This window comes from Agrobacterium pusense (assembly GCF_013285525.1).
Lineage (GTDB): Bacteria > Pseudomonadota > Alphaproteobacteria > Rhizobiales > Rhizobiaceae > Agrobacterium > Agrobacterium pusense.
Map to the genome: position 1 here is coordinate 751,240 of NZ_CP053857.1, position 12,537 is coordinate 763,776.

Genomic DNA, 12,537 nt, shown 5'->3' on the forward strand with positions numbered 1-12,537 from the left:
CTGTAAATGACTGTTAAAGTTGCCATTAACGGCTTCGGCCGCATCGGCCGCAATGTTTTGCGCGCCATCGTCGAATCCGGCCGCACCGATATCGAAGTCGTCGCCATCAACGACCTCGGCCCGGTTGAAACCAACGCTCACCTGCTGCGCTACGATTCGATCCACGGCAAGTTCCCGGCCGACGTCAAGGTCGAAGGCGACACCATCATCGTTGGTGGTGGCAAGCCAATCAAGGTGACGGCCGTTCGCGACCCGGCAACGCTGCCGCACAAGGAACTGGGCGTCGATATCGCGCTCGAGTGCACCGGCATCTTCACGGCCCGCGACAAGGCTGCTGCCCATCTGACGGCTGGCGCAAAGCGCGTCATCGTTTCGGCCCCCGCTGACGGCGCCGACCTCACCGTCGTCTTCGGTGTCAACCATGACCAGCTGACGAAGGATCACCTCGTCATCTCCAACGCATCCTGCACCACCAACTGCCTCGTGCCGGTCGTGAAGGTTCTCGATGACGCCGTTGGCATCGATCATGGCTTCATGACCACGATCCACTCCTACACCGGCGACCAGCCGACGCTGGACACCATGCACAAGGATCTGTACCGCGCCCGCGCCGCAGCCCTGTCCATGATCCCGACCTCGACAGGCGCCGCAAAGGCTGTTGGCCTCGTCCTGCCACACCTCAAGGGCAAGCTTGACGGCACGTCGATCCGCGTTCCGACCCCGAACGTATCGGTCGTCGACTTCAAGTTCGTGGCCAAGAAGAGCACGACGGCTGCCGAAATCAACGCAGCCATCAAGGCGGCTTCCGACGGCCAGCTGAAGGGCATACTCGGCTATACCGACGAGCCGCTGGTTTCCCGCGATTTCAACCACGACAGCCACTCGTCGATCTTCGCCAATGACCAGACCAAGGTCATGGAAGGCAACTTCGTGCGCGTCCTGTCCTGGTACGACAACGAGTGGGGCTTCTCCAACCGCATGTCGGATACGGCTGTCGCCTTCGCGAAGACCATCTAACGAATACTCATCAGTCGATGCATTCCGGCGGGAGCGATCCCGCCGGATTTTTTATTCCCGGTTTCCTCTACAGTGCCGCCATGTTTTCAATTTCCTGCCTTTGTCTGGTCCATTTTGAAACGGACAAGGGACGCAGGGATAACGGTCGTGCGCAATGCACTTCGGCCCTGCCGTATCTTTCGATACACCCCGCCTTGCGTTACCTTTCAACGCCGCCGACCGAGCGTGACAGACCGCAACCCGTGGCGCATTGACTGCGAACGTGCAGAGCAATCATTGCGGTGGCCAGCGCGGCGTGAAAGAGGCGGTGGACGTGGAATCATTTTATCTGTTGTTGCTGGTGGCAACTGTTCTTGTCCTCGTCGCCGCCTTCTCGAGCCTCATCGCCTACCGATTCGGCGCGCCGCTGCTGCTGCTTTTCCTTGTGATTGGACTTGCGGCGGGTGTGGACGGACTCGGTATCGAATTCACCAACAACCCTCTCGCCTATATGCTCGGTTCGCTGGTACTTGCTGTCATCCTGTTCGACTCCGGGTTTGGCACGTCGATCCAGTCTTTCCGGCTTTCCGCGGCACCGGCAATGGCGCTTGCCACGGTCGGCGTTATTCTCACATCCGTCTTTTTCGCGGGCGCAGCCGCCCTCCTGCTCGGGCTCTCCTGGCTAGAGGGCCTGCTGCTCGGTGCCATTGTCGCCTCCACCGATGCGGCAGCGGTGTTTTTCCTGCTGCGCATCGGCGGCATCCACATCCGCGATCAGGTGCGCTCCACGCTGGAGGTCGAATCAGGCACCAACGATCCAATGGCCATCTTCCTCACAGTCGCCCTGGTCGAGATCATCGCCAAAGGACAGGGCCTGGCCGGTATCGACAGCGGTTTTCTGCTGCTTTTTGTTGAGGAAATGGGCCTCGGTGTGATCGTCGGCGTGCTGGGCGGTCTCATGATCGCCGCCGTGGTTAACCGTTTTGCCGCCGATCGCGGGCTGGCGCCGATCTTTGTGCTTGCGCTGGCGCTGCTCGTGTTTTCCTTCACCGGCACGATTGGCGGCAGCGGCTTTCTGGCGGTCTATGTCGCCGGCATTGTTGCCGGCAATCGCAGGATCTTCGCCAAGGAAACGATCCGTCGCTTCCACGAAGGGCTGACGTGGCTGGCACAGATCATCATGTTCCTGATGCTCGGCCTGCTTGCCACGCCGTCACAGTTTCCTGCAATCGCAATTCCAGCCATCCTGCTGGCGCTGTTCCTGATCTTCGTCGCCCGTCCGCTCGCGGTCTGGCTCAGCCTCATGCCGTTTAACTACACCCAACAGGAAACCTCTTTCGTCGCCTGGGTGGGCCTGCGCGGCGCCGTCTCCATCCTGCTTGCCATCATGCCCATCCTCGGCGGACTTGATGACGCCCAGATCTATTTCAATGCCGCCTTCATCATCGTGCTGGTATCGCTCCTCGTGCAGGGCTGGACCATCAAACCGGTGGCAACAAGGCTGGGGCTGATCGTGCCGCCACGCATGGGCGAGGTGGACAAGCTGGAGGTTGACCTTCCCGGCACGGCCAATCACGAACTGATTTCCTACCGCGTGGCAAAGGGCAGCGCCATCCTGCAGGGCGAGCGCATTCCCCGCTGGGCGATGCCTTCGCTGGTGGTGCGTGACGGTAAATCGATTCGCTACCAATATGCCGGGCGACTGCGTGAAAATGATCTTGTCTATCTCTTCATCGCCCCCGGTTATTCCCGCCTGATCGACCGGCTCTTCGCGAGCGCCCTGCCCGTCGCCGATGACGACGCCGATTTCTTCGGCACCTTCGCGATCTCTCCCGCCCGGCCGGCGAAGGAGCTTGATGCCGCCTATGGTCCCGGCCTGCTTGCGCCAGCAGAACAGGCAATGAGCATCGCAGAACTCATCGAGACACGTCTTGCCGGACGGGCCGATTATGCCGACCGCGTGCGCCTCGGCTCCATCGTCCTGATCGTGCGAACTTTGGACGAACATGAGGCGATAGCTGGTGTCGGAATTTCGCTGGAGCCGGTCGAACCGGCTACCACCCTGCCGATCTTCATCAGCTTCTCGGAAATTTTCAAACGGGTGCGCGACTATCTGGCGCAGCGGCGTCAGTCGCGTTCCACCGCTACCGCACAAGACATGGTCGCACCTTCAAACACCGTGAGAGAAAATGAAGCCTGACCGGCTTGCGTCGGCAATCAGGCATAGTATGGTCCCTGCCGAACTCGCAACAAATCAGGATCGACCTATGCCCGCTTTCAAGACCATCGATGACCTCAACGACATTGCCGGAAAGCGCGTTCTCGTCCGCGTTGATCTCAACGTGCCGGTCGCGGATGGCAAAGTTACGGACAAGACCCGTATCGAGCGGGTCGCGCCGACCATTCTGGAACTTTCCAAGAAGGGCGCAAAGGTTATTCTGCTTGCCCATTTTGGCCGTCCGAAGGGCGAACCCGTGGCTGACATGTCGCTTTCCCAGATCGTACCAGCAGTTGAGGAGGTGCTGGACCATGCCGTCTCCTTCGCGTCCGACTGCATCGGCGCGCCGGCGGCGGAGGCCGTTGCGAAACTGAATGACGGCGACATCCTGCTTCTGGAAAACACACGGTTCCACAAGGGCGAAGAAAAGAACGATCCCACCTTCGTCGAGGCTCTGGCGGCCAATGGCGATATCTATGTCAACGACGCCTTCTCCGCCGCGCATCGCGCCCACGCCTCCACCGAGGGCCTCGCCCGCCACCTGCCCGCCTATGCCGGGCGCACCATGCAGGCCGAACTTGAGGCGCTGGAAAAGGGCCTCGGCCAGCCGGTGCGTCCCGTCGTCGCCATCGTTGGCGGCGCGAAGGTTTCAAGCAAGATCGATCTTCTGATGAACCTCGTTAAGAAGGTCGATGCCCTCGTCATTGGCGGCGGCATGGCCAACACCTTCCTCGCCGCCCGTGGCGCCCAGGTTGGAAAATCGCTCTGCGAGCATGATCTGGCCGAGACCGCAAAGCAGATCATGATCGAGGCCGCGACTTCCGGCTGTGCCATCGTGCTGCCGGAAGACGGCGTCGTTGCCCGCGAATTCAAGGCCGGTGCGGCCAGTGAAACGGTCGACATCAATGCCATTCCCGCTGACGCCATGGTGCTCGATGTCGGCCCGAAATCGGTTGAAAGCATCAAGGCCTGGATTTCACGCGCGGAGACGCTGGTCTGGAACGGGCCGCTCGGCGCCTTCGAAATCGAACCCTTCGATGCAGCCACCGTGGCTGCCGCAAAACATGCCGCGGAATGCACAAAGGCCGGCAAGCTCGTCTCCGTCGCAGGCGGCGGCGATACCGTGGCCGCGCTCAACCATGCCGGCGTTTCCGAGGATTTCTCCTATGTTTCGACCGCCGGCGGCGCCTTCCTTGAATGGATGGAAGGCAAGGAACTGCCGGGCGTTGCCATCCTGACCGCCGCCAAGTAAACTTATCTCACTTGCCTGACACAAGGCCGGACAAGCGATGCTTGTCCGGCCTTGTCTTTTGGTAAGTGCACGCGGGAGGAAAAGTTTCAAACGATTGAAATCATTTCAATCGTTTCAATGAGTTAGCGTGCCATTTCCCTGCCCTGGAACTTCTGTTATCGGAAATTTATTGTGCCTTGGGAGAATAGCAAATGACCGAACGTCTCGAAGACATCGCAATCAAAATGGTCGCCGACGGCAAGGGCCTGCTCGCCGCCGACGAATCCACGGGAACGATCAAAAAGCGTTTCGACAGCATCAATCTGGAGTCCACCGAGACCGCCCGCCGCGACTATCGCGAGATGCTGTTCCGTTCCGACGACGCCATGAAGAAATATATCTCCGGCGTCATTCTCTATGAAGAGACCCTGTTCCAGAAGGCTGCCGACGGCACACCTTTCGTTGATATCATCAAGGCGGCTGGCAGCCTGCCGGGCATCAAGGTGGATATCGGCGCCAAGCCGATGGCCTTCCACCCGCATGAATTCATTACCGAAGGCCTCGACGGTCTTTATGAGCGCCTGCGCAAGTACCACGAAGCCGGTGCGCGCTTCGCCAAGTGGCGTGGCGTCATCACCATCGGTGAACAGCGCCCGAGCTGGGGTTCGATCAAGGCAAATTCCCAGTCGCTCGCCCGCTATGCCGCTCTCTGCCAGCAGGCGGATATCGTGCCGATCGTTGAGCCTGAAGTCCTGATGGACGGCGAGCCGGGCACGCATGACATCGACCGCTGCGCGGAAGTCACGCAATGGGTTCTGCAGACCGTCTTCGCGGACCTGTTCGACGCCCGCGTGAACCTCGAAGGCATGATCCTCAAGCCGAACATGATCATCGACGGCAAGAAGGCCCGCAAGGCTTCCGTCGAGGAAGTGGCGGAAAAGACCGTGAAGGTCCTGAAGGCGACCGTACCTTCCGCCGTTCCGGGCATTGCCTTCCTTTCCGGCGGCCAGTCCTCCGAAGAAGCAACGGCACATCTCTCAGCCATGAATTCCGGCTATGACCTGCCCTGGTCTCTCACCTACTCCTACGGCCGCGCGCTTCAGGATACGGCCCTCAAGACCTGGGGCGGCAAGCAGGAGAATGTCGCTGCCGGCCAGCGCGCCTTCACGCACCGCGCCGCCATGAACAGTCTGGCGGCCAAGGGTAACTGGAAGCAGGAACTCGAAAAGGCAGCCTGAGGCTTCGCTCCAGAGCTTTAGTGAATGAAAGCCGCCTCCCGGGGCGGCTTTTTCTTATGGGCGCAGAAGCAGCGTTACCGACCAGATGACAAAGGCGGCAACCGCTATCTTCCAGCAATCGCCCCGTTTCTTCAGCCCCGGCAGGCCGAGCGGCCGGATAATCTGGACGGCCATGGCCAGCAGTAAAAAAAGGCCGATCGCCTTCGTCATTTATTGAGCCTTTTCTTTATTTCTGCATCGTCACAGGCTGGACATTTTTACCGTTCACCAGAAGAGTGCAACTCATTCGGGTAACTCCCGTTGTATGACCTGTCCGACCGTCCGTCCGAACGCATGAGAGTGTTGTCATGAGCAGAAATCTTCTACCCGTATTCGCTCTTTTATCCAGCACTCTGTTTCTCTTTCTCGGCAACGGTCTTCAGGGCCTCGTGCTGCCAGTGCGCGGCTCGGCGGAAGGTTACTCCAACGAGATCCTCGGTTTCCTTGGCACCTCCTGGGCTGCGGGCTTCGTTGTCGGTTGTTTTGTCGCGCCGGCCATCGTGCGCCGTGCCGGCCATGTGCGGGCTTTTGCGTCTTTCGTCGCACTGGTATGCCTGACCGTGCTCATGACCGGTCTCATCGTTGATGACGTCTGGTGGATTACGCTACGTGCGCTTACCGGCTTCTGCACTGCCGGCACCTCAATGATCATCGAAAGCTGGCTGAACGAGCGTGCCACGAACGAAAGCCGCGGCATGATCTTTTCACTCTATATCGCCATCACGCTTCTGGGCGTCGTGGCGGGACAGATGATCGTGCCGATGGGAGATATCAGCAATACCTCGCTGTTCATGATCTGCGGCATCATTTATTGCATCGCCATTCTGCCGGCAACGCTTTCAAAGGCGGCCAGTCCACAGCCCTTGCAGAAGGTGAAACTGGATTTGCCGGCGCTCTATCGCAACTCTCCGGTCTCATTCGTCGGCATTTTGATGATCGGCATCGCCAACGGTGCTTACGGTACGCTCGGCGCCGTCTTCGGTGCCCGAGCAGGCCTGGATCCGACCATGATCGCCATCATGGTGTCCGTCACAATTTTCGTCGGCGCATTGGCGCAGTTCCCGGCGGGTCGCCTTTCGGACAGGATAGACCGTCGTTACGTGCTGGCCGGCCTCGCGGGGCTTGGCGCCATCGCGGGACTTGCGGTCGCAGCCGTGCAGCCGCATCACGTCTACGTTCTGATTCCGATGATCGCCGTTTACGGTGCAGCCGCCAATGCGCTCTATCCCATCGCCGTGGCGCACGCCAACGACTTTGCGGCGTCCGAGGATTTCGTCAAGGTTTCAGGCGGGTTGCTGTTGCTTTACGGCGTCGGCACCATTATCGGACCGACGCTCGGCGGCGCTGTCATGACCTATTCCGGGCCCTATGCACTGTTTCTGGTCACAGCCGTCGCCCATATTTTGATTACTGCCTATGCCATTATCAGAAGCCGCAGGCGCGCCGCGCTTTCAACCGACGAGAAGGACAATTTCTCGACGATGATGCCGACGACGCCTTCGCCGCTGGTGACACCGGAGAGTATTGCGCTTGACCCGCGCGCGCCGCAATATCCCGGCGAGGATGGGGACTACGTGGAAAAAGGAGCAGGCATATGAGCCTCTTTGACGACGACCGCCCGCAAAAACCCGCTGCACACCAGATTGGCAGCGATCTCAGCCTCCTCTCCGTGGACGAACTGGACAGCCGGATCGAGCTTCTCCAGGCCGAAATCACCCGACTCGAAGAGGAAAGAAAGCGGAAGTCCGCGGGAAGACAGGCGGCGGAGAATCTTTTCCGATCCTGATGCGCGGTGACCAATAAACCCGGCCCGCACGTGCCTAACGGCAGAATCGGTTCAACGTGCGTTCCAAAATAGGAGGTTTTGGGTCAGTCTTTCGTTTACCATTAACCAAAAATTAAGCTTTCTGAGAGATTACTATACATGTCCAGTTCTTCTGGATTTCAGGCATCTTCTCCATTCGGCGAATTGGTCTGATTTTTCTCCCTGTTTTACCTTGAGAGCCGCTTTCGCGGCTCTTTTTTTGCCGCCGCCGGCTTCGGTAAAACTGTGGGTATTAACCCTTCTTTAATAATTGCCTTGCGCATTTCAGGTAAAGATACCATCCTGAAAACACTAAAGGCCGGAACAAAATATCCGGATCGTCGTTGCCTGACAGTGTGGTGCGTGAGCAGGGATTTAAAGAAATGTCGGAACAGGTTTTAAATACCATAAGCTTTGCGGGGCGCGCGGCTGCTTCCAACCAGTTCAAGACCCTCTATACCGAAGGCATGACCCTGGTCGAGGAAACCGCAAGCTATCTCGACGGCGCCGGCCGCGCTGCCTCGAAAGTTTTGCCGCGCATGGCCTCAGTGCTTTATGCCGCGGAATCGATGCGCCTCACGACTCGCCTGATGCAGATGGCCTCCTGGCTGCTGCTCCAGCGCGCCGTCAACAACGGTGAAATGACCCGCGATCAGGTTTTGAGCGAGAAGAATAAGGTTCGCCTCGACAGCTTTAACGTCGACCGCAACGCGCCCGGCTGGAACGACCTGCCGGAGTCCTTCCGCGATCTTATCGAGCGGTCGCTCCGTCTCCAGAACCGCATCGCCCTGCTCGACCGCGAAATCTATCGCCCTTCCGAAGCTGCGAAGGTGCCAGACAATGAGAACAGCGTCCAGGCGCAGCTCAACCTTCTGCGCACGGCTTTCTCGATCAACTGAGAAAGACCACATTGACAGGACAAATTGAAAGCAGGCCCACCGGCCTGCTTTTTTGTTTCAGCGGTCATGCGGGTAGATGCCGTCGCCAAAACAGCGCAACAAAAAAGCCCGGCAAAACCGGGCTTTTTTAACAATCCGTCCGCAAGGGAATTAGAGGCCGAGGCCGCCAAAACGCTTGTTGAACTTGGAAACGCGACCACCGCGGTCCATAAGCTGCTGGTTGCCGCCCGTCCATGCCGGATGGGACTTGGGGTCGATTTCAAGGTTCATGACGGCGCCTTCCGAACCCCAGGTAGAGCGGGTTTCGTATTCGGTGCCATCGGTCATGACCACCTTGATCGTGTGATAATCGGGATGGATATCAGCCTTCATGACAATCTTCCTGGTTAAGTGACGTGCGGTCCATTTGCCGCAATTGCGTCAACTGAGCCAATTCAATAAATGAAGCCATAGTCCAGATGGGCTATGGCTTCCCAATTCGATGCGGAGCCTATACATGAAGGTCGCCGAGATAACAAGAGCCTGCTATCCCCTTGTGAAGGGAGATGGCTGCCGGGCAGGAATTTTACCGCAGACCGGAAATTCGCCCGCAAAAGGCCGAAAAATGGCGAAGAACGAGGAGCATAGAGGACGTGGCAGACATCGAACAGCATAAAGCGGTGAAACAGAGAAGCCTGAAACCGCTTCTTGGCCTGTTTCCTTATCTCAGGCGTTATCGTGGCTTGATGGCTGCGGCTCTTTTTGCACTTGTTCTGTCTTCTGCCACGACTCTCGCCTTGCCGCTCGCCGTTCGCCGCATCATCGATCACGGTTTCCAGACGCCTGATGGCGGCATGATCAACAGCTACTTCGCCATGCTTTTGGCCATTGCGGTTGTTCTCGCACTCGCCAGCGCCATGCGTTATTATTATGTCATGACAATCGGCGAGAGGGTCGTTGCCGATCTGCGCCGCGATGTGTTCGCCCACCTCACCACGCTGTCACAGCAATTCTTCGATGCCAACCGCTCAGGCGAGCTCACCTCGCGACTGACGGCCGACACGGTGCAGATCCGCTCTGCATTCGGCTCATCTGCGTCGGTGGCGTTGCGCAACATCATCATGTGCTGCGGCGCCGTGGCGATGATGATCTATACCAGCCCCGGTCTTTCCGGCCTCGCGCTGCTGGCCATTCCCTTTATCGTTTTTCCCCTGATTGCCTTCGGGCGCTCGGTTCGCGCCCGCTCCCGTACGACACAAGACACATTGGCCAATTCCGCCGCTTATGCTTCCGAGACGATTGCGGCGAGCCGCACCGTACAGTCCTTCAATACCGAGACGCTGGCGAATGCCCGTTATGGCGCTTCGGTGGAAGCGGCCTATCAGGGCGCACGCGCCGCCATCGGCGCACGCTCCATCCTCACCGCCGTCGCCATCACGCTCGTCTTTGGCAGCGTTGTCGGCATTCTCTGGTATGGGGCGCAAAGCGTCCTGTCCGGTAGCATGACCGCGGGAACGCTCGGTCAGTTCGTGCTTTATTCGGTCATCGCGGCCAGCGGCCTTGGTCAGCTCTCGGAAGTCTGGGGAGAACTGGCGCAGGCCGGCGGCGCGGCAGAACGGCTGTCCGAACTGCTGGACGAGCGCTCGCCGGTTCTCGATCCCGCCGCGCCCGTCACTCTGCCCCAGCCACCGCGTGGCGAAGCCGCATTCGAGAATGTCGATTTTGTCTACCCGCTCGCGGCAGGACGGCCGATCGTCTCCGGCCTCTCCTTCAAAGTCAGTGCCGGCGAAACCGTCGCCATCGTCGGACCCTCCGGTGCGGGCAAGAGCACGGTCTTTTCGCTGCTGATGCGCTTTTACGATCCGCAGCAGGGCCGTATCACCATTGACGGCGCTGATATCCGCGACGTCAAGCTCGCCGATCTGCGGGCGCGCCTGTCCATCGTCCCGCAGGATGTGGCGATATTCGCCTCCTCCATCCATGACAATATCGCCTTTGGACGGCCTGACGCGACACGGGAAGAAGTGCGCGCCGCCGCCATCGCCGCGCAGGCCGACAGCTTCATCGAACGCCTTCCCGACGGATATGACACCCAGGTGGGAGAGCGCGGCGTGACGCTTTCCGGCGGGCAGCGCCAGCGCGTCGCCATTGCCCGCGCCATCCTGCGCAACGCACCTATCCTGCTTTTGGACGAGGCCACCTCGGCGCTCGACGCGGAAAGCGAGACACTGGTACAGAAGGCGCTCGATGAGCTCATGAGCAGCCGCACCACGATTGTCATCGCCCACCGCCTTGCCACCGTTCTCAAAGCCGACCGCATTCTGGTGATGGATGAAGGCCGCATCATCGAGGATGGCACGCATCAGAGTCTCATTCGCCAGAACGGTCTCTATGCCCGGCTCGCCCGCCTGCAATTCCAGACCGGGCCCGAAGAACTGCGCGCACAGGCCTGAGTTACGTCAGCACGCAGCGCCCCGCAACGCGCCCGGAAAACAGGCATCCTCCAAGGAAAGTGCCTTCAAGCGCGTTATATCCATGCATGCCGCCCCCGCCGAAACCGGCCACCTCGCCAGCGGCATAAAGCCCCGGCACCGGCTCGCCGCCGGCGTCCAGCACCCTCGCCTCAAGGTCGGTGTGCAGGCCACCCAGGGTCTTGCGCGTCAGCAGATGCAGACGCACGGCAATCAACGGCCCCATGGCGGGATCGAGCAGGCGATGCGGTTTTGCCGTTCTCATCAGCCGGTCACCGAGGTAACGGCGCGCACCGTGGATGGCCGTTACCTGCGTATCCTTGCTAAAGCCGTTTTCAATCTCGCGGTCGCGCGCTTCGATCTGCCGGCGGATGTGATTGCTGTCCAGACGATCATTTCCGGCGATGGCGTTCATCGCAGGCACCAATTCTTCCAGCGTATCACGAACGGCGAAATCCTCGCCCCGTTCCATGAAAGCCCGCACCGGTCCAGGCGGCTCCTTTCCCAACCTTTTCAGCAACAGGCGCATATTCTTGCCCGTCAGATCAGGATTCTGCTCCGAACCTGAAAGCGCGAACTCCTTCTTGATGATCGCTTTGGTCAGAATGAACCAGCTGTAACCGCTGCCACGTTCACCCAGCATCTTCAGTGTGCCAAGCGTATCAAAGCCAGGCATGGCCGGCGCATGAAGCCGGTCACCATTTGCGTCGCACCAGAAGGACGAAGGACCGGGCAGAATGCGGATGCCGTGGCCTGGCCAGATCGGGTCGTGGTTTTTGACACCCTCGGTGTAATGCCACATGCGGTCACGGTTGATGACCCCGCCACCCGCCGCCTCGGTGATGGCGATCATGCGGCCGTCCACATGCGCCGGCACGCCGCAAACCATGTTTTGCGGCGGCTGGCCCAGCCGTTCCACGGGCCAGTTGCGCCGCACCAGCTCCTGATTACCGCCGATGCCGCCGGAACTGACAATGACCGCAGCAGCGGAAAGACCGAATTCGCCCTGCTCTTCCCGGCTGCTCTCCTCTCCGCGTTGCACCGGATCGCTTGCAAGAACCGCACCGGAAACGCCGGTCACCCGGCCATCGGCGATATCCAGTCGATCGACCCGGTGGCGGAAGCGGAAGGATAGCCGCCCATCTGCCGCGATTAGCTTTGCCTTTTTAACGAAGGGAGAAAGCACTCCGGGGCCTGTGCCCCAGGTGACGTGGAAGCGTGGAACAGAATTGCCATGACCATCAGCCAAACCGCCGCCACGCTCGGCCCAGCCGACCACGGGAAACCAGCGCATACCCATGCGGTGCAGCCATTCCCGCTTCTCACCGGCAGCAAAATCGAGATAGGCCTCTGCCCAGCGACGCGGCCAGTGATCTTCCGGGCGATCAAAACCGGCCGAACCGAACCAGTCCTGCCTCGCAAGGTCGAGACTGTCTCGCACGCGCATCCGACGTTGTTCTGGACTATCGATGAAAAACAGGCCGCCAAGCGACCAGAAGGCCTGCCCGCCCAGGTTCTGCTCACCCTCCTGGTCAAGCACGCAGACGCTGAGACCTCGCTCGGCAGCCTCCGTCGCCGCAACCAGCCCGGCAAGCCCCGCCCCGACAACGATCACATCATAGCGTTCCATCAGCCCCTCCCAGATATGACGGAATTACTTTT

The 12,537-nt window shown here is 59.8% G+C and carries 11 protein-coding genes; 8 read left to right on the plus strand and 3 right to left on the minus strand.

The features are described 5' to 3' along the window. Positions 1–6: 6 nt before the first annotated feature. The 4 genes from gap to HQN82_RS17120 all read left to right on the plus strand — a co-directional run bounded on the left by gap (position 7) and on the right by HQN82_RS17120 (position 5,683). Positions 7–1,017: a type I glyceraldehyde-3-phosphate dehydrogenase gene (gene gap, locus HQN82_RS17105; RefSeq protein ID WP_173615332.1), complete on the plus strand. Its 1,011-nt coding sequence runs from the start codon at positions 7–9 to the stop codon at positions 1,015–1,017. Positions 1,018–1,330: 313 nt separating this feature from the next. After that, positions 1,331–3,196 (plus strand): potassium/proton antiporter, encoded by a 1,866-nt coding sequence (locus HQN82_RS17110; protein WP_173615333.1) that lies wholly within the window; start codon positions 1,331–1,333, stop codon positions 3,194–3,196. Between the two features lie 67 nt (positions 3,197–3,263). Next, complete coding sequence (locus HQN82_RS17115) at positions 3,264–4,466, plus strand: phosphoglycerate kinase (protein WP_004445771.1); 1,203 nt, start codon at positions 3,264–3,266, stop codon at positions 4,464–4,466. A 191-nt stretch (positions 4,467–4,657) separates the two neighbouring features. Continuing rightward, a complete protein-coding gene (locus tag HQN82_RS17120) occupies positions 4,658–5,683 on the plus strand; it encodes a class I fructose-bisphosphate aldolase (RefSeq protein WP_004445772.1) in 1,026 nt (341 codons plus the stop codon). Positions 5,684–5,737: 54 nt separating this feature from the next. On the opposite strand, the gene HQN82_RS17125 is transcribed toward HQN82_RS17120, so the two are convergent. Further along, a complete protein-coding gene (locus HQN82_RS17125; RefSeq protein ID WP_004445774.1) occupies positions 5,738–5,893 on the minus strand; it encodes a hypothetical protein in 156 nt (51 codons plus the stop codon). A 137-nt stretch (positions 5,894–6,030) separates the two neighbouring features. On the opposite strand from HQN82_RS17125, the gene HQN82_RS17130 reads away from it, so the two are divergent. The 3 genes from HQN82_RS17130 (at position 6,031) to rcdA (ending at position 8,425) form a co-directional block, all read left to right on the plus strand. Then, positions 6,031–7,320: an MFS transporter gene (locus HQN82_RS17130; protein ID WP_173615334.1), complete on the plus strand. Its 1,290-nt coding sequence runs from the start codon at positions 6,031–6,033 to the stop codon at positions 7,318–7,320. After that, positions 7,317–7,508: a DUF1192 domain-containing protein gene (locus tag HQN82_RS17135; RefSeq protein WP_004445779.1), complete on the plus strand. Its 192-nt coding sequence runs from the start codon at positions 7,317–7,319 to the stop codon at positions 7,506–7,508. The genes HQN82_RS17130 and HQN82_RS17135 overlap by 4 nt, the downstream gene beginning before the upstream one ends. Positions 7,509–7,909: 401 nt before the next feature. Next, positions 7,910–8,425 (plus strand): protease adaptor protein RcdA, encoded by a 516-nt coding sequence (gene rcdA / locus HQN82_RS17140; protein WP_003506184.1) that lies wholly within the window; start codon positions 7,910–7,912, stop codon positions 8,423–8,425. Positions 8,426–8,575: 150 nt separating this feature from the next. Here rcdA and rpmE read toward each other — a convergent pair whose 3' ends face one another. Beyond that, complete coding sequence (gene rpmE, locus HQN82_RS17145; protein ID WP_003497640.1) at positions 8,576–8,797, minus strand: 50S ribosomal protein L31; 222 nt, start codon at positions 8,795–8,797, stop codon at positions 8,576–8,578. Positions 8,798–9,057: 260 nt separating this feature from the next. On the opposite strand from rpmE, the gene HQN82_RS17150 reads away from it, so the two are divergent. Next, entirely contained in the window at positions 9,058–10,857 is a 1,800-nt protein-coding gene (locus tag HQN82_RS17150) for an ABC transporter transmembrane domain-containing protein (RefSeq protein ID WP_173615335.1), read from the plus strand. Between the two features lies 1 nt (position 10,858). Here the strand turns inward: HQN82_RS17150 and HQN82_RS17155 are convergent, their stop codons facing one another. After that, positions 10,859–12,505 carry an FAD-binding dehydrogenase gene (locus tag HQN82_RS17155; RefSeq protein ID WP_173615336.1) on the minus strand — a complete coding sequence of 549 codons (1,647 nt, stop codon included), beginning with the start codon at positions 12,503–12,505 and terminating at the stop codon, positions 10,859–10,861. Positions 12,506–12,537 lie beyond the last annotated feature (32 nt).

Excerpts from the sequence above, each read along its gene's own strand:
- gap (WP_173615332.1), top strand. The coding sequence starts at position 7 with ATGACTGTTAAAGTTGCCATTAACGGCTTCGGCCGCATCGGCCGCAAT.
- HQN82_RS17115 (WP_004445771.1), top strand. The coding sequence starts at position 3,264 with ATGCCCGCTTTCAAGACCATCGATGACCTCAACGACATTGCCGGAAAG.
- HQN82_RS17120 (WP_004445772.1), top strand. The coding sequence starts at position 4,658 with ATGACCGAACGTCTCGAAGACATCGCAATCAAAATGGTCGCCGACGGC.
- HQN82_RS17125 (WP_004445774.1), bottom strand. The coding sequence starts at position 5,893 with ATGACGAAGGCGATCGGCCTTTTTTTACTGCTGGCCATGGCCGTCCAG.
- HQN82_RS17130 (WP_173615334.1), top strand. The coding sequence starts at position 6,031 with ATGAGCAGAAATCTTCTACCCGTATTCGCTCTTTTATCCAGCACTCTG.
- HQN82_RS17135 (WP_004445779.1), top strand. The coding sequence starts at position 7,317 with ATGAGCCTCTTTGACGACGACCGCCCGCAAAAACCCGCTGCACACCAG.
- rcdA (WP_003506184.1), top strand. The coding sequence starts at position 7,910 with ATGTCGGAACAGGTTTTAAATACCATAAGCTTTGCGGGGCGCGCGGCT.
- rpmE (WP_003497640.1), bottom strand. The coding sequence starts at position 8,797 with ATGAAGGCTGATATCCATCCCGATTATCACACGATCAAGGTGGTCATG.
- HQN82_RS17155 (WP_173615336.1), bottom strand. The coding sequence starts at position 12,505 with ATGGAACGCTATGATGTGATCGTTGTCGGGGCGGGGCTTGCCGGGCTG.